We start from the raw sequence: 15,777 nt of genomic DNA, 5'->3' as shown, positions 1-15,777 counted from the left end.
ATCCGCGAAGAGCAGCTTTGAACACCGCCGTTAAACGCTTCAGCAGAGTGCAGGCGCTGCCCGGAGAGAGTCGCGGGTCAGCTCGCCTGGCCAGTCGGCATGATGGTGATCTGCTGCAGGTTCACCCGCGCTGGCAGCGAAGCGATGAAGCCGACCGTCTCGGCGATGTCGCCAGGGGTCAGCCACTCGAGTTGGGTTTTGGCGCCTTCGAGCCAGTTGGAGATGCCGGTGTCGGTGACGTGGCTTTGCAACTCCGTGGTGGTGAAGCCTGGCTCGATCGCGGCGACTCGGACGTTCTTCGGGCCGAGATCAGCGCGCATCTGCTTGGAGAGCTGGGTGACATACGCCTTCGTGGCGCAGTAGACGGCGAAGTTGGCGTAGGGGTTCTGGGCGCCGATCGATGAGGTGTTGATCAGGTCGGCGACGCCGCGCTCGGCACCTGCCTGGACGAGCTGCGGGACGAAGGCGCCGATGACGTTCATCAGGCCGGTGACGTTGAGGTCGATCTGCTGCTGCCACTGGTCGGTGGCGACCTCGTCGATCGGGGACGGGAGCATCACGCCGGCGTTGTTGAAGAGCAGGTCGGCGCCGCCGAACTCGGACGCGACCTGGTCGGCAGCGGCACGGACCGCGGCGACGTCGGTCACATCGGCGGCGATCGCGAGCGCAGTACCGCCGTCTTTCGAGATCCGGGCGACTAGGTCGGTCAGGCGGTCGGCGCGGCGAGCCAGTACTGCGACGCGGGCGCCGAGGCCGGCTAGGTGTTCGGCGGTGGCTTCGCCGATGCCGCTGGAGGCGCCGGTGATGACTGCGACGCGGCCGGTGAGGGGCTTGGACATGAGAACACCTTTCAAAACAACGGGATGGTGACTGCCTATCCAGAACACCAGGTCCAGGCGCTGTTTTGGGGCTGCAAGCAAGGTCTGTGCAGGCTGGTACTGGCAGGGCTACCCACGGCATACCAGGGCTCCCGACGATGACCGACACTGGGTACATGGACCGCAGTGCTGAGCTCTCCGACTTCCTGCGCTCTCGGCGTGTCCGGGTGACACCTGATCAGGCCGGGATCGCTGAGGACGGCCGCGCCCGGCGAGTGCCTGGGCTGCGCCGCGACGAGGTCAGCCGGCTCGCGGGCGTGAGTACGGAGTACTACACCCGGCTGGAGCAGGGGCGCGGTGGTTCGCCGTCGCCTGAGGTTGTCGAGGCGCTCTGCCAGGCGCTGCAGTTGGATCTGGGGGAGCGTGAGCATCTGAGTGATCTGCTGGCTCGCCCCACACCAGTACGCCGTACTGCAGTCGCCCCGCAGCGCGTCCGGCCGGGACTGCATCTGCTGCTGCAGACGCTGGACCAGGTCCCCGCCTTCGTCATCGGACGTAGGACGGACGTGCTGGCAGCCAATCGGCTTGCGCGTGCGGTGATCACCGACTTCGAGGCGCTACCCGTACCGCAGCGCAACCTCGCGCGCTACTACCTCCTCAACCCGGAGGCGCGGGAGCGGGTCGGCGACTGGGAACAGATCGCCGCCGAGACCGTCGCGATGCTTCGGCTAGATGCTGGGCGCTATCCCAACGACCGTCGGCTGACCGATCTTGTTGGTGAGCTGACCGTGAGGTCACCGGAGTTCAGTACTTGGTGGAACAGTCACCAAGTGCTGCGGCGAACGCATGGCACCAAGCGGTACAACCATCCAGAGGTTGGCGAGCTGCACTTCTCGTACGAGGCCCTGCACCTGCCGGATGATCCAGATCAGCTGCTGTGCATCTACAACGTCGAGCCCGGCTCGCCCACCGCGGACTCGTTGCGACTGCTGAGCAGTTGGAGCCTGACGAGCTAGTACTACCGCCGCCCAGCCCAAGCCTCCCGCTCAACACCTGCCGCGTCGGGCACAACCTCGCTGACCTCGTCGAACACCATCGTCGGCCGCACATCCTCCTCGTACTGCGCCCACCCCGGATCCCCGTCGACGGCAAACCGGACAAACGCCCCATGCATCGCAGTCGCCAAAGACTGCGGCGGCGCGTCCCCGAACACCGGATAAGCCATCTCCTCGATCCCACGCAGCGACGCCAGCTCATCGCGCGCGAACGTGACATCAAGACCGTGCGTAGCCCCCAACCCAGCAGGCCGATTCGCCGGCTGCCAACGGAACTCGTACAACCAGGAAGGCCCCGACCGAGCCTCCAGCAACCGAATCGTCGGGATCCGGAACGCCCAGTCGGTCCACCCTGCCTCCACCAACGCCGAAGACCCACTGATCCCACGAGGACCGTTGCGGTAGGCATCAACCAACGCACCATCAAAACCCAAAGCAGAGCGCAGCCCACGACGGACAAACCGGCCAAGCCCCGGCAGATCAGCGATCGCCTGAACGAGATCCGTGACCTCGTTCCGCACAGTCCCAGCAAGCAACCGCACTCCCGGATCATCCTGACCAGCACGCGCAGTGTCATAGGGCGACAACGGCAACGTAGGAGTGCCATGAACCCCGCGGAACGGGCTGAGCAGCATCGACCGCTTGTCCCGCAACGCAAGCCCGAGCGCAAATCTCTGCAGGATCCGCTCCGTCTCCGCCACCGTCCGATCGAGCGGCACCCCGGACATACCCTCGACAGTCGGCGCCACCCCGAGCTTGCGCGCCACCTTCCGGGTGATCCGCATCGCCTCCTCGGCATCGACCTGTGCCATCGAGCACCCGCTCTGCGCGATCGCCTGCGAGAACAACCCGCGGGACGCCGGCATCCCGAGCTGCGCCATCACACTCACCGCACCACCGGACTGCCCGAAGATCGTCACCCGCCCCGGATCCCCACCGAAGGCGGCGATGTTCGCCTGCACCCACTTCAGCGCGGCCGTCTGGTCCTGCAGTCCGAGGTTCTCAGCCTCCTCGCCGAGATACAGGAAGCCGTCGATGCCGACCCGGTAGTTGATCCCGACGTGCACGATGCCCGCCCGGGCGAAGTTCCGTCCGCTGTACGCCGGCACCGATCCAGCGCCGTAGACATAACCGCCACCGTGGATGTGCACCATCACCGGCAGCCCGACCGCACCCGGATCAGGCGTCCAGACCTCCAACGTCAGGCAGTCCTCACCCGTCACAGGCGGCAGGTAGAGCGCGCTCAGCGGATTGCCGTCAGCAGGTTGGGGAGCCGCGGGCCCAGGCTGGGTCGCGTCCCGAACCCCGTCCCAGGACTCGGGCCGGACCGGCGGCCGGAACCGCCGTACCCCGAACGGCGCCTGCGCGAAGGGAAGGTTCCGGAACAGATGCAGGTCGTCGACCTCCACCCCCTCGACCACGCCGTACTCGGTCTTCACCTGCGTCATCGAAACCGCTCCTCGAGAGTCAGTGGATCTGGCGGGCGTTCTCGCCCCAGTACTGCTTGCGGAGTTCGCGTTTCAGGATTTTGCCGGTCCCCGAGATGGGCAGCGCCGCGACAAAGTCGGTACTGCGCGGAGCCTTGTACCCCGCGATCAGCGTCTTCACATGAGCCCGTACTGCGTCGTGCGTGAGCGCCACGCCAGGTTGCAGCACCACCACCGCATGCACCCGCTCACCCCACTCCGGATCCGGCACCCCGATCACCGCGCAGGACGCGACGCCAGGGTGCTTGGCGACAGCGTTCTCCACCTCGGCGGAGTACACGTTCTCGCCGCCGGTCACGATCATGTCCTTGAGCCGGTCAACGACGAACAGGTACCCCGCATCATCGAGATAGCCGACATCGCCGGTGTGCATCCAGCCGCCGCGGAGGACCTGAGCGGACTCGTTGGGCTGGTTCCAGTAGCCGAGCATCACGTGACCGCCACGCACCAGGATCTCGCCGACCGTGCCGCGCGGGACCTCATGATCGTCAGGGTCGGCGACAAGAATTTCGCTGTGCGGCGCAGCGCGACCTGCTGACCGCTGCAGGGTCGGTTCACGATGGTCGGCGGGGGAGAGCAGCGTGGCGACCGGAGCGAGCTCGGTCATCCCGAAGGCCTGGGTCAGCAGCGCGTTCGGGAAGACCTTCATGGTGCGTTCGATCACCGCCTGGGCGATCGGGGAGGCGCCGTACAGGATCGCTTGCAGGCTGGTCAGGTCGTACTCCGACACAGCGGGGTGATCGACCAACAGTTGGATCATCACCGGCACCAGCAACACGTTGGTGATCCGCTGCTCCGCGATCGCGGTGAAGACTGCAACCGGGTCGAAGGCAGGCACGAAGACATGGGAGCCGCCGAGCGACAGTACGGCGCACCAGGCGGCGAGGTCGGCGAGGTGGAACATCGGCGCAACGTGCAACAGGCACGCGCCCGGTGACATCAGGCTGCCGCTGGCGGTCGAGCCCAGGGCCGAGACCATCAGGTTGGAGTGCGAGAGCATGACGCCCTTGGGGAACCCGGTGGTGCCGCCGGTGTAGAACACACCGGCCAGTTCGTCGCCGCCGCGACGGGCATCCTTGATCGGCTCGGCACCGGCGATCAGTTCCTCGTACGCGAGAGCGCCGGCCGGCAGCTCGCCGTCACCGGTGTGGATCACCGTGGTGAGCTCCGGATACGCCTCCCGCAGGCCGGGGAGCATAGGCGCGAAGGCATCGTCCACCAGCAGCACGGTCGTCGCCGAGTCCTGGAGCGAGTAGACGATCTCGGCCGGACTCCAGCGGACGTTGACGGGATTGAGCACCGCGTTCGCCCACGGCACCGCGAGCAGGTACTCGTGGTAGCGGTCGGAGTTGAGCGACAGCATCGCCACCCGGTCGCCGTCCGCAACACCCAGGCCGCGCAGTGCGCCGGCCAGCCGGGCCACTCGGTCGGCCACTTGCCGGACCGTCTGCCGCCGTTCGCCGCAGACCGTCATCAGTGCGTCCGGTGTCTGCTGGAGCGCGCGGTGCAGACCTTGGGTCAGATACATCCCCGGCCACCTCCGATTCCCTCATTTGTGAATCGCGACAAGTGCGTTCCCGAACACAGTGGCGGCATCGACAGGTGCTGTCAAGGCGGGGTAGCGTATTAAGTGAATAGCCGAGAGTCTGAATCGAGGAGCGCGCAATGGTCGAGCGAGTACACGTGGCAGGGGTGGGGATGGTGCCCTTCGCCACCCCGAGAACGAGCGGGCCGTACGTCGTGATGGGCGAGCTGGCCACCCGGGCGGCGCTCACCGACGCGGGCATCGAGTACGGGCAACTGCAGCAGGCCTACGTCGGCTATGTGTACGGCGACTCGACCAGCGGGCAGGCCGCGCTGTACCGCGTCGGCCAGTCCGGCATCCCGATCGTGAACGTCAACAACAACTGCTCCACCGGATCGTCCGCGCTGTTCCTGGCCCGCCAGGCGATCGAGAGCGGAGCGGTCGACTGCGTGCTCGCGCTGGGGTTCGAGCAGATGCAGCGCGGCGCGATCGGTGCGCACTGGCAGGATCGGCCGAGCCCGTTCCTGCGGTTCGACGAGGTGACGCACGAGATCCAGGGCGAGTCGGAGGCACCGCTCGCGGCGCAGTACTTCGGCGGCGCGGGCGCGGCCTACGCAGCGGAGTACGGGCTGGCGGATGACACGTTCGCGCGGATCGCGGTCAAGGCGCGGGCGCACGCGGCCAACAACCCGTACGCCGTGTTCCGCGACGCGGTCACCGTCGAGGAGGTGCTCGCGTCGCCGCAGATCTTCGGCCCGTTGACCCGGTTGCAGTGCTGCCCGCCGACCTGTGGCGCGGCGGCCGCCGTGCTGTGCAGCGATGAGTTCGCTCGCAAGCACGGGCTACGCACCGACGTGGTGATCAAGGCGCAGGCGATGACGACCGACAGCCCGTCGACCTTTACCGAAGCGGACATGCGCAAGGTCGTCGGCTACGACATGTCGAAGGCCGCGGCACAGCAGGTCTACGAGAAGGCCGGGGTGTCGCCGGAAGACATCCCGGTGGTCGAGCTGCACGACTGCTTCACCACCAATGAGCTGCTCAGCTACGAGGCACTCGGGCTGACGCCGGAAGGTACGGCGGAGAAGTTCATTGTCGACGGCGACAACACCTATGGCGGCCGGGTCGTCACCAACCCGTCCGGCGGCCTGCTGTCCAAGGGTCATCCGCTCGGCGCGACCGGCCTGGCGCAGTGCGCCGAACTGGTGTGGCAGCTGCGCGGCGACGCCGGTGCCCGTCAGGTGGAGGGTGCGCGGCTGGCCTTGCAGCACAACATCGGTCTGGGTGGCGCCGCGGTCGTCACGCTCTACGAGAAGGTGGGCTGACCGATGGCGATCGATCTCGACAAGGCCAAGTCCCTCGAACTCGCACCGTTCACGGTCGACGTGGAGCGGGGCCGGCTGCGCTTCTTCGCCGCGGCGATCGGCGAGACGGATCCGGCGTACTCCGACCTCGACGCGGCCAAGCAGGCCGGGCATCGTGACCTGCCGGTACCGCCGAGCTTCTTCTTCAGCCTCGAACTGGACGGCCCGCACCCGTTCGGCTATCTCGCCGAGCTCGGGGTCGACCTGCGCACGGTGCTGCACGGCGAGCAGTCGTTCACGTATCACTCGATCGCCTACGCCGGCGACACCCTGACGCTGCAACCGCGGATCGTCGACGCGTACAGCAAGAAGGGTGGTGCGCTGGAGTTCGTGGTGAAGCAGACCGACATCACCCGCGACGGCGCTCTGGTCGCCGAGGCCACGGCTGTGGTGGTCGTGCGTCACCTGGAGGTGCAGTCATGACCGCAGTCGGTACTACGTTGCCGCCGCTCACGGTCGAGCCGATCTCCCGGACGACGCTGGCGCTGTTCGCGGGCGCGTCGGGTGACCACAACCCGATCCATCTCGATCTCGACGTGGCCCGGTCCGCCGGGCTGGACGATGTGTTCGCCCAGGGCATGCTCTCGATGGCGTACCTCGGCCGGCTGCTGACCGGCTGGGTGCCGCAGTCGGCGATCCGGTCGTACCGGGTCCGGTTCGTCGCGATCACGCCGGTGCACGGTCAGCCGACCTGCACCGGCAAGGTCGTTGCCATCGACAATGACCTGGCCACGGTCGAGCTCACGGTCACGCTCGCGGACGGCACCGTGACGCTCACCGGCGAAGCCGTCATCAACCTCTCGGAAAGGCACTGACACCATGGGAAAACTGGCCGGCAAGGTCGCGATCGTCTCCGGTTCCGGGCGCGGTATCGGGCGGGAGATCGCACTGAAACTCGCCGCCGACGGGGCCGCGGTGGTGGTCAACGATCTGGACGACACCCCGGCGAAGGAGACGGTCGCCGACATCCAGGCAGCCGGCGGCCAGGCAGTCGCCTGTGTCGGCAGCGTCACCGAGGACGGTTTCGCGGAGCGGTTCGTCCAGGCGGCGGTGCAGAACTTCGGCGGGCTGGACATCATCGTCAACAACGCGGGCTACACCTGGGACACCGTCATCCAGAAGATGACCGACGACCAGTGGGACGCCATCCTCGACGTCCACCTGAAGGCGCCGTTCCGGATCCTGCGCGCCGCCCAGCCGGTGATCTCGGCCGCGGTCAAGCAGGCTGTCGCCGCCGGTCAACCGGTGCCGTGCCGGAAGGTCGTCAACATCTCGTCCGTCGCCGGCTTGGGCGGCAACGCCGGGCAGGCCAACTACGCCGCCGCGAAGGCCGGCATCACCGGGCTGACCAAGACGCTGGCGAAGGAGTGGGGCCGCTACAACGTCACCGTCAACACGGTCGCGTTCGGGATGATCAAGACCCGGCTGACCGAAGTACCGGCTGATGGTGACGGCACGATCGACGTGGCGGGCCAGGAGATCAAGGTCGGCGTCAATCCCGAGCTGCTGTCCACGATGGAGCGGATGATCCCGCTCGGGCGAGCCGGTACGGCGGAGGAGGCGGCCGGCGCCGTCTACCTGCTGTGCATCCCGGAATCCGACTACGTCAGCGCGCAGACCTTGGTCTGTGGCGGCGGGTTCATGATATGAAACGCCGGCTGTACGAGGCTGAGCACGAGGCCTATCGCAAGAGCATCGGCGGCTATCTGGAGAAGGCCGTCGTACCGAACTACGCGCAGTGGGAGCTCGACGGGATCGTGCCGCGCTCGTTGTTCGCCGAACTCGGGGAGTTGGGCGTGCTCGGCTTCGCAGTACCGGAGGAGTTCGGTGGTGCGGGGGTTCGCGATTTCCGGTTCAACGCCGTACTGCAGGAGGAGTCCGCGCGGCTCGCGGTGTCGCCGGCGACGCTCGGTCCCGCGCTGCAGGCGGATATCTGCCTGCCGTACTTCCTGGAGTTCGCGAATGCCGAGCAGCGGGCGCGGTGGTTGCCGGGGATTGCTTCGGGGGAGCTGATCACCGCGATCGCGATGACCGAACCCGGGACCGGGTCAGATCTGTCGGGGATCAGGACGCGAGCCGTGCGCGACGGTGACAGCTATGTGCTGGACGGGGCGAAGACGTTCATCACCAACGGGGTGAACGCGGATCTGGTGATCGTCGCGGTCCGCACTGGTGAGCACCGGCATCAGGGCATCAGCCTGATCGTGGTGGAGCGCGGTACTCCGGGTTTCGAGCGCGGCAGGCGACTGGAGAAGATCGGTCTGCATGCGCAGGACACCGCCGAGTTGGGGTTCGCCGGGGCCAGGGTGCCGGCCGCCAATCTGCTCGGTGCCGAGGGGGAGGGGTTCTTCGGGCTGACCCGCAACCTTGCGCAGGAACGGGTTTCCTGCGCGGTCGCCGCGGTGGCGCAGGCGGCGGCCGCGCTCGACTGGACGATCAACTATGTGCGCGAGCGCAAGGCGTTCGGCAAGCCGATCGGTGCGCTGCAGAACACCCGGTTCGTACTGGCCGAGGCGGCCACCGAGATCGACATCGCGCAGCAGTTCGTCGATCGGTGCATCGAGGAGCTGAACGCCGGTGAGCTGACCGGGGTGGACGCGGCGAAGGCGAAGTGGTGGACCACCGAGCTGCTCGGCCGGGTCACCGACAAGTGTCTGCAGCTGCATGGCGGTTACGGCTACATGATCGAGTACCCGATCGCCCGGGCTTGGGCGGATGCGAGGGCGGCCCGGATCTACGCGGGCTCGACGGAGATCATGAAGGAGATCGTCGGCCGGGACCTTGATCTAAGCTGAATCGATCGACGTGCGAGCAGAGGGAGTACGGACCATGACGCTGGACAGCGCGGCGTCGTACGCTCCACCGCGCGGGACGCGGCCGCGCAACCGGCGGGCGCTGATCGTTGCCGCCGCCACCGATCTGTTCTTCCGGCGCGGCTTCGACCAGATCGGCATGAGCGACATCGCCGAGGCGGTCTCGATCGGTCCGTCCGCGCTGTACCGGCACTTCTCCGGGAAACAGGACCTGCTGTTCGAGGTGATCCAGGACGGTCTGGTGCCGGTCCGGGAGGGGCTGGAGACCCTTGACCTGCGCGACCGCGAGACGGCGCTGACCCAGCTGGCGCAGCTGACCATGGATCACCGTCAGCTCGGGGTGCTGTGGCAGCGTGAGGCCCGGCAACTGTCCGAGGAGAACCACGCGCAGATCCGCGACGAGATCCGCGCGACCGGCCGGCTCGTGGTCGAGCAGGTGCGCATCGCCCGGCCCGAGCTGTCCCAGCAGGCCACGGTGCTGATCGGCTGGGCGATGGTGTCGGTGCTCAGCAGCAACTCGTTCCATCGGCTCGAGCTTCCGCGTCCGCAGTACGAGGAGTTGTTGCGGGAGCTCTTCGAGACGGTGCTGGACACTCCCATCGCGGACGACTTCGGCGCGTCACCCGCACCGCGAGGCCCGGGGCTGACTCCCCGCTCGCGGCGAGAGGCGCTGCTGACGCAGGCGATCCAGATGTTCGCCGAGCAGGGCTACAGCAGCGTCGGCATCGAGGATATCGGCGCGGCGGTCGGGATCGCCGGCAACAGCATCTACAACCACTTCCCGACCAAGCGGGACCTGCTCACCACCGCGCTCGAGCGTGGCGCCGCGGCTCTTTTCCTGAATCTGTCGGCGATCTACTCCAGCGCTGTGGACCCGGCCGACGCGCTCCGCCGGCTGGCGGGGTCGTATGCCGGTTTCACCTTGCAGTACGACGGCGTGGTGGGGCTGATGATCACCGAACTGGATCATTTGCCGGAGGCCCAGCGACGCGCGTCCCGGCAGGCGCAGTACGACTATGTGAGCGAGTGGGTCCAGCTCTTCCTGGAGGTGCACCCTTCGGCGGACCCGGTGGCGGCGCGGATCCGGGTCCAGGCGGCCCTGTCGATCGCCAATGACGTGGCCCGGACGCCTCAGCTGAGAGCGACCGGACTGGCCGAGGCAGTGACCACCGTGTGCACCCGCCTGTTGCTCAAGCCGTGACTGAACATCGCGATGCGCGGGTGTTGGGAGGTTAGATGACTCGGGATCTCAGTGCCAGATCGTCCATCGTCTCCAGCACTTGGAGCCTCGGGACTCGTACCGGGATCCGCAGCGGTTGGAAGGTCGCTACCAGTTCGCGGAGTTCGAGGTACGCATCGCCGGTGACGTCGGCTGTCAGCTGGAGATACCCAGCCAGCAAGGGCCGTTCGGCAGCTAGTGCGGGCATGGCTCGGTCGTCGGCGGGCTCGACCGGGAGGTAGATCCGGCCGGTGTTGTACTGCCCGACCCACGGCCCGCGGATGAGGAGATCGATCGGTGCGTCGAGGTCTCGCGGTTGGTCGGAGCCGTGGACGAGGGTGGCGTGGAGCCGGTCGGCTCTGAGGTCGAGTCCGCGCCACCAGACCAGGGGAGCGACGCTGGAGTCGGCCAGGGCGGACAAGAACGGCTCGGGTCGCGGATCGGGTAGCGGGATGACCAGCGAGCGGGCGGGAGGCCAGAACTCACCTGGGCCAGGGTCCGGGCCGAGTGGACCGCGAGGGCGGTCGGTGAGCAGCGGGAGATGCCGCTCGCGGTACCGGTCGTCGAGTGGCAACGAGTCGTGGTCGTCCCACGCGTATGCCTGGTCTGCCAGCAGGCTGAGCACATCAGGCATACGCGCGAGTCTTGCAGACGACTGGCTCAGTGGGCGACGGAGTACTGGGCGATGATCACGCCGGTGGTGGTTGGGATCGTGCGCTCGAGGATCACGTTCACCCGGTCTCCGTCGCCGAAGAGTTTGGTGCCTGAGCCCAGCACGATCGGGTGGATCTGCAGGATGTACCTGTCGACGAGTCCCGCCAGGTGCAGCGAGCGGACCAGTTCGCCGGAGCCCAGGACGGTCAGGTCGCCGTCGAGCTCCTTGGTGAGCGTCTTGACGGTCTCGACTGCGTCGCCTGCCAGCAGGGTGGAGTTCGGGTAGGCGAGTTCGGTGGCGGCGGAGCGCGATACGACGTACTTCTGGGTGTTGGTCAGTACGTCGGTGAACGGGTTCGGGTCCGGGGTGGTCGTCCAGAAGCCGAGCATGTCGTCGTACGTACGACGTCCGAACAGCAGCGCCGCTGTACCGGACATTCCCTCGCCGGCGACCTGCATCGACACCTCGTCGTGGTAGCCGTTGCCCCAGCCGCCGTGAGCGAAGCCGTCGCGGGTGTCCTCGTCGGGACGGCCCAGCCCCTGCATCACGCCGTCGAGGGTCACGCTCTGGAAAACGCTGATCATGGGGAGTCCTTCGCTGGTTGATCATCGGTCGTACTGCGGTTGGCATCCACCTTTGTCGCAGGGTGATGGTTTGGTCGTCACCGGATCTGATGAGGTTGGAGTCCGGCCGGTTGGTAAATCGTGTGCGCGCTGCCCGGGCGGCCTTTACCCTCCGGGCATGGATCTTCGCGAAGAGCTGCCGAGCGACCAACCGGCTGTGCGGGACGTTCACCTGCAGGCGTTCGGCGCCGGCCATGGCGTGGTCGTGGCCGACCTGGTCGACACCCTGCGGCACACCATCGCGCCCGAGGGCGGCCTGTCGTTGGTCGCCGAGCAGGACGGGCAGATCGTCGGCCACGCCATGTTCACTCGCAGTCTTCTCGACGCGCCGCGGCGGCTAGTGGACGTGCAGGTCCTCAGTCCGCTGGGTGTGCTGCCCGAGTTCCATCGGCGCGGCATCGGCTCAGCCCTGGTCCGACGCGGGTTGGAGATCCTCGCCGAGCAGGCTGTTCCGGTGGTCTTCCTGGAGGGGGATCCGGGCTACTACTCGCGTCTTGGGTTCGTCGCTGGTGCTGCGCTGGAGTTCCGGAGGCCGTCGTTGCGGATCCCGGAGGTGGCGTTCCAGGCGATCAAGCTGCCGGCGTACGAGCCTTGGATGACCGGGACGCTGGTATACGCCGAGACGTTCTGGCGGCATGACGTGGTCGGGCTGCGTGATTGAGAGCCAGCCCGGGCAGCTCACGAGAGCGCATCAAGGACCGCCAACACGGCCGGCCGAGGCGCCGCACCCCGCCGTACTGCGGCAGTGATCGCGCGAGGCACCGGTACGACGAGAGGCCGGGTCGCGACCTCGTACCGCGGATCCACCGCAAGGCTGGGCAGCATCGCGACCGACAACCCTGCCTCGACGTGTCGCAGCAGCGTCGAGTAGTTGCTGAAGCGCCCGACCACCTTCGGCTCGAAGCCGGCTTGGCGGCAAAGACGCGTGGTCAGGTTGGACATGTAGGACCCCGACCGGTCGAAGGCCCACGGCTCGTCCGCGTACGCCGCCAGGTCGGCCGGCCCCAGGCCGACGGTCGGGTGACCGGGCGGGACGAGTAGCACGATCAGATCGGTGGTCAACGGCACGAGGTCCAGATCAGGGCCGAGCGGTTCCTCGACGAAGTCCGTGGTGGTGATCACCAGGTCCACATCGCCGCTCCGCAACGCGGGCAGACTCTCGTGCGGCTCCAGTTCCAGCACCTGGAGCTCGAGATGAGGGTAGGTCCGAGCGAGCCGGAGTACTGCGGGAGTCACCAAGGTGTGGATCGCGCTCTGGAACGCCCCGAGCCGCACCAGCCCGGCCGGTTCCGTGCCGAAGCTCCGCAACTCGGCCTCGACGGCGTCCATGTGATCCAGGATCGCCGCCGCCCGGCGAGCCAGGATCAGCCCGGCGGGAGTGAGCCGAACCCGCCGCCCGGTCCGCTCCAGCAGCTTGGTCCGGGTCTCGGTCTCGAGCAGAGCGAGCTGCTGGGAGACGCTCGATGGGCTCAGGTCGAGGGCTGTGGCGACGGCGCGGATCGTGCCGTGTGCCTCGAGCTTGTTCAGCAACCGGAGTCGCCAGGGGTTGAGCGTCATACCCTCATTGTTGTGCGGGTTTGCCGAACAGCAAGTGCGGAAACGTGTGCTGGACGCGATGGTCGGGCAGCAAATAGCGTCGGGACCATGACGATCTGGAGCGATATCGACCGCCATCTGATTCGCTACGCGGGACCGGGCACGTTCAGTCCTGCCATCATCGACCGCGCGGCGGGGAGCTTCCTGTACACCGAGGACGGTCGCCGGATCCTCGACTTCACCTCCGGACAGATGAGCGCGATCCTCGGCCACTCGCATCCCGAGATCGCCGCCACCGTGCAGCGCCAGATCGGCACTCTCGATCACCTGTTCAGCGGGATGCTGAGTCGCCCGGTGGTCGACCTGGCGCGCAGGCTCGCCGAGACGCTGCCTGACCCGCTGGACAAGGTCATGCTGCTGACCACCGGCGCCGAGTCGAACGAGGCGGCGATCCGGATGGCGAAGCTGGTCACCGGTAAGCACGAGATCGTCTCGTTCGCGCGGTCCTGGCACGGCATGACCCAGGCCGCCGCCAATGCGACCTACAGCGCTGGGCGGAAGGGGTACGGGCCCGCCTCGCCGGGCAACTTCGCCATCCCGGCGCCCAACACCTACCGCCCGGACTTCACCACGGAGGACGGCCAGCTCGACTGGCGCAAGCAGTTGGACTTCGGCTTCGACCTGATCGATGCCCAGTCGGTCGGCAGCCTGGCCGCGTGCATCGTCGAACCGATCCTGAGCTCCGGCGGCATCCTCGAACCGCCGGTCGGCTACCTGCAAGCACTGCAGCAGAAGTGCCGCGAGCGCGGGATGCTGCTGATCCTCGACGAGGCCCAGACCGGGCTCTGCCGCACCGGGACCTGGTACGCGTTCGAGCGCGACGGCGTCGTACCGGACATCCTCACCCTCTCCAAGACGCTCGGCGCAGGTCTCCCGCTCTCCGCCGTGATCACCAGCGCCGAGATCGAGGCGGCGGCCCACGAGCGCGGCTACCTCTTCTTCACCACCCACGTCTCGGATCCGCTGGTCGCCGCTGTCGGCAACACGGTCCTTGATGTCCTGACCCGCGAGCGGCTCGACGAGCGGTCGGCCAAGCTGGGCGCGTTCCTCCGCCAAGGACTCGACGGCCTGGCTGACAAGCACTCCGTCGTCGGCGACATCCGCGGCCGCGGGCTACTGGTCGGCCTCGAACTGATCGGCGAGAAGGCCGACGAGGTCGGCGCCCGGGTCACCGAGCGCTGCCTCGAACTCGACCTGCACATGAACATCGTCCAGCTCCCCGGCATGGGCGGCGTCTTCCGGATCGCACCACCGCTGACCGCCACCGAGGAGGAACTCACCCTCGGAGTCGAGATCCTCGACCAAGCCCTGACCGACGTGACCAACCGCTGACCCTCAACCAGCTAGTGGATCAGGCGCTTGGTCCGGACGCTGAGCACGACGAAGGCGACCGTGGCGAGGGCGGTGAGCGCGGCCGGGATGAAGAAGACCTGGGGGAGGCCGATGGCCGCTACACCGAGTCCGCCGATCGCGCCGCCGATGGCTGAGCTGACGGGGATGGCGCTGAGGAAGACGCCCGATGCCGTGCCGACGCCCTCGGGGTACAGCTGCTGGGCGATCGAGACGCCGAGTGCCCCGACGCAGGCCCAGAGGCCGGCTGTCAGCGCTTGGCCGAGGAAGAGGGTGCCGACCGACGTACTGGTTGCGTAGGCGAGGTTTCCGGCCAGGCCGAGTACGGCGCCGCCGGTCATCACCGGCATGGCGCCGAACCGGTCGGCCAGCCGCGCCACCAAGGGAAGCATCAGCAGCTCGAGGAGCGGCTGGATCCCGATCACCGCGCCGCGCAGCGAGTCGGAGATGTGCAGCTCGTCGGCCATGTAGATGGGCAGGTAGCCGAACTTGATCGTGTCGCCGGTCATCGCCAGTACGCAGACCGCGGTGAAGATCAGCAGCGGCATCATGTGGTCGATCTGCCGCCGGTTCGCGGGACGCGGCGCGAGCGTCAGGTCGTCGTACCGCTCGATCCGCTGGCGGCCGAACGGGATCATCTGCGCGAAGACGCAGACCGCTGTCGCGACGAGAAGCGCGCGCAGCCCGAAGACACCGCCGAACCAGCTGCCCAGGACGGGGCCGAGCATCCAGCCGACCGTGAAGGCCATCCGGATCGCCGCGACCACCCGGTTGTCGGCCTTCGTCGGATGCCGACTCAGGTCATCGCGACAGGCGGCGAACAGCTGCGCCATCGCGCCGCCGCCGATACTCAACGCCACCGCACTGATGACGAAGGGAAGCCAGACCGAGTTCGCGAGTGCCATGGCGAGCCAGCCGAGCGTGCCGATCACAGCGCACAGGCGAAACCAGAACATCCGCTCGGGGCTTCGATCCGACAACCTGCCGAGCAGGAACCCGGCGATCGGAGCAGCCAGGTTCGTGACGTAGTACAGGCCGGCCACGGGGAGCGGAGTACCGAGCTCCTTCACCAGGAACAAGGTCAGCTGCGGTGTCGCGGCCGACGTCCCGATCCCGGCGATCAGCAACGACAAGAAGGCCGAACGGTAGAACCGCGACCGGACGACAATGCGCAACGCAGACTCAGGCCGGTCGAACATGCAACTTCCACCTAGGCGAGACAGTCCCCGAACCCTATCCGCCGGCCCGCGCCCCAGCGCCCCCGTCTCGGCG

The 15,777-nt window shown here is 67.6% G+C and carries 16 protein-coding genes; 9 read left to right on the top strand and 7 right to left on the bottom strand.

Annotation, left to right across the window (positions count from 1 at the left end; genetic code table 11):
• Window positions 1-77: 77 nt before the first annotated feature.
• Window positions 78-839, bottom strand: a complete 762-nt coding sequence (locus tag AB0P21_RS05410) for an SDR family oxidoreductase (RefSeq protein ID WP_363693876.1) — start codon at window positions 837-839, stop codon at window positions 78-80.
• 137 nt (window positions 840-976) lie between these two features.
• Here AB0P21_RS05410 and AB0P21_RS05405 point away from each other — a divergent pair, with 137 nt between their 5' ends.
• The gene (locus AB0P21_RS05405) at window positions 977-1,834 is read left to right on the top strand and encodes a helix-turn-helix transcriptional regulator (protein ID WP_363693874.1); all 858 of its coding nucleotides are present in this window, start codon (window positions 977-979) and stop codon (window positions 1,832-1,834) included.
• Window positions 1,835-1,836: 2 nt separating this feature from the next.
• Here the strand turns inward: AB0P21_RS05405 and AB0P21_RS05400 are convergent, their stop codons facing one another.
• Together AB0P21_RS05400 and AB0P21_RS05395 are read right to left on the bottom strand one after the other, a co-directional pair.
• Window positions 1,837-3,321, bottom strand: a complete 1,485-nt coding sequence (locus tag AB0P21_RS05400) for a carboxylesterase family protein (RefSeq protein WP_363693872.1) — start codon at window positions 3,319-3,321, stop codon at window positions 1,837-1,839.
• A gap of 19 nt (window positions 3,322-3,340) precedes the next feature.
• Window positions 3,341-4,888 carry a long-chain fatty acid--CoA ligase gene (locus AB0P21_RS05395; RefSeq protein ID WP_363693870.1) on the bottom strand — a complete coding sequence of 516 codons (1,548 nt, stop codon included), beginning with the start codon at window positions 4,886-4,888 and terminating at the stop codon, window positions 3,341-3,343.
• A gap of 137 nt (window positions 4,889-5,025) precedes the next feature.
• Between AB0P21_RS05395 and AB0P21_RS05390 the strand changes: the two genes are divergently transcribed.
• Genes AB0P21_RS05390 through AB0P21_RS05365 form a run of 6 tightly spaced genes read left to right on the top strand, consistent with a single transcriptional unit; the run spans window position 5,026 to window position 10,263 of the window.
• A complete protein-coding gene (locus AB0P21_RS05390) occupies window positions 5,026-6,210 on the top strand; it encodes a lipid-transfer protein (RefSeq protein WP_363693869.1) in 1,185 nt (394 codons plus the stop codon).
• Between the two features lie 3 nt (window positions 6,211-6,213).
• A complete protein-coding gene (locus AB0P21_RS05385) occupies window positions 6,214-6,672 on the top strand; it encodes a MaoC family dehydratase N-terminal domain-containing protein (protein ID WP_363693868.1) in 459 nt (152 codons plus the stop codon).
• Window positions 6,669-7,064 carry a MaoC/PaaZ C-terminal domain-containing protein gene (locus AB0P21_RS05380; RefSeq protein WP_363693867.1) on the top strand — a complete coding sequence of 132 codons (396 nt, stop codon included), beginning with the start codon at window positions 6,669-6,671 and terminating at the stop codon, window positions 7,062-7,064. The genes AB0P21_RS05385 and AB0P21_RS05380 overlap by 4 nt, the downstream gene beginning before the upstream one ends.
• 4 nt (window positions 7,065-7,068) lie before the next feature.
• Window positions 7,069-7,899, top strand: coding sequence for an SDR family oxidoreductase (locus tag AB0P21_RS05375; protein ID WP_363693865.1), 831 nt, complete (start codon window positions 7,069-7,071; stop codon window positions 7,897-7,899).
• Window positions 7,896-9,044 (top strand): acyl-CoA dehydrogenase family protein, encoded by a 1,149-nt coding sequence (locus AB0P21_RS05370; RefSeq protein ID WP_363693864.1) that lies wholly within the window; start codon window positions 7,896-7,898, stop codon window positions 9,042-9,044. The genes AB0P21_RS05375 and AB0P21_RS05370 overlap by 4 nt, the downstream gene beginning before the upstream one ends.
• A 34-nt stretch (window positions 9,045-9,078) precedes the next feature.
• Window positions 9,079-10,263: a TetR family transcriptional regulator gene (locus tag AB0P21_RS05365; protein ID WP_363693863.1), complete on the top strand. Its 1,185-nt coding sequence runs from the start codon at window positions 9,079-9,081 to the stop codon at window positions 10,261-10,263.
• A 31-nt stretch (window positions 10,264-10,294) separates the two neighbouring features.
• Here the strand turns inward: AB0P21_RS05365 and AB0P21_RS05360 are convergent, their stop codons facing one another.
• Window positions 10,295-10,915 carry a hypothetical protein gene (locus AB0P21_RS05360; RefSeq protein ID WP_363693862.1) on the bottom strand — a complete coding sequence of 207 codons (621 nt, stop codon included), beginning with the start codon at window positions 10,913-10,915 and terminating at the stop codon, window positions 10,295-10,297.
• Between the two features lie 26 nt (window positions 10,916-10,941).
• Window positions 10,942-11,520, bottom strand: a complete 579-nt coding sequence (locus tag AB0P21_RS05355) for a dihydrofolate reductase family protein (protein ID WP_363693861.1) — start codon at window positions 11,518-11,520, stop codon at window positions 10,942-10,944.
• A 157-nt stretch (window positions 11,521-11,677) separates the two neighbouring features.
• Between AB0P21_RS05355 and AB0P21_RS05350 the strand changes: the two genes are divergently transcribed.
• A complete protein-coding gene (locus AB0P21_RS05350) occupies window positions 11,678-12,220 on the top strand; it encodes an N-acetyltransferase (RefSeq protein WP_363693860.1) in 543 nt (180 codons plus the stop codon).
• Between the two features lie 17 nt (window positions 12,221-12,237).
• Here the strand turns inward: AB0P21_RS05350 and AB0P21_RS05345 are convergent, their stop codons facing one another.
• Window positions 12,238-13,116, bottom strand: coding sequence for a LysR substrate-binding domain-containing protein (locus AB0P21_RS05345; RefSeq protein WP_363693859.1), 879 nt, complete (start codon window positions 13,114-13,116; stop codon window positions 12,238-12,240).
• Between the two features lie 87 nt (window positions 13,117-13,203).
• Here AB0P21_RS05345 and AB0P21_RS05340 point away from each other — a divergent pair, with 87 nt between their 5' ends.
• Window positions 13,204-14,487 carry an aspartate aminotransferase family protein gene (locus AB0P21_RS05340; RefSeq protein WP_363693858.1) on the top strand — a complete coding sequence of 428 codons (1,284 nt, stop codon included), beginning with the start codon at window positions 13,204-13,206 and terminating at the stop codon, window positions 14,485-14,487.
• 11 nt (window positions 14,488-14,498) lie between these two features.
• Here AB0P21_RS05340 and AB0P21_RS05335 read toward each other — a convergent pair whose 3' ends face one another.
• The gene (locus AB0P21_RS05335) at window positions 14,499-15,704 is read right to left on the bottom strand and encodes an MFS transporter (RefSeq protein WP_363693857.1); all 1,206 of its coding nucleotides are present in this window, start codon (window positions 15,702-15,704) and stop codon (window positions 14,499-14,501) included.
• Between the last annotated feature and the right edge of the window lie 73 nt (window positions 15,705-15,777).

The sequence above is a fragment of the Kribbella sp. NPDC056861 genome (genome assembly GCF_040687575.1).
Taxonomy (GTDB): domain Bacteria; phylum Actinomycetota; class Actinomycetes; order Propionibacteriales; family Kribbellaceae; genus Kribbella.
This window is presented reverse-complemented; position numbering and strand designations above follow the sequence as displayed.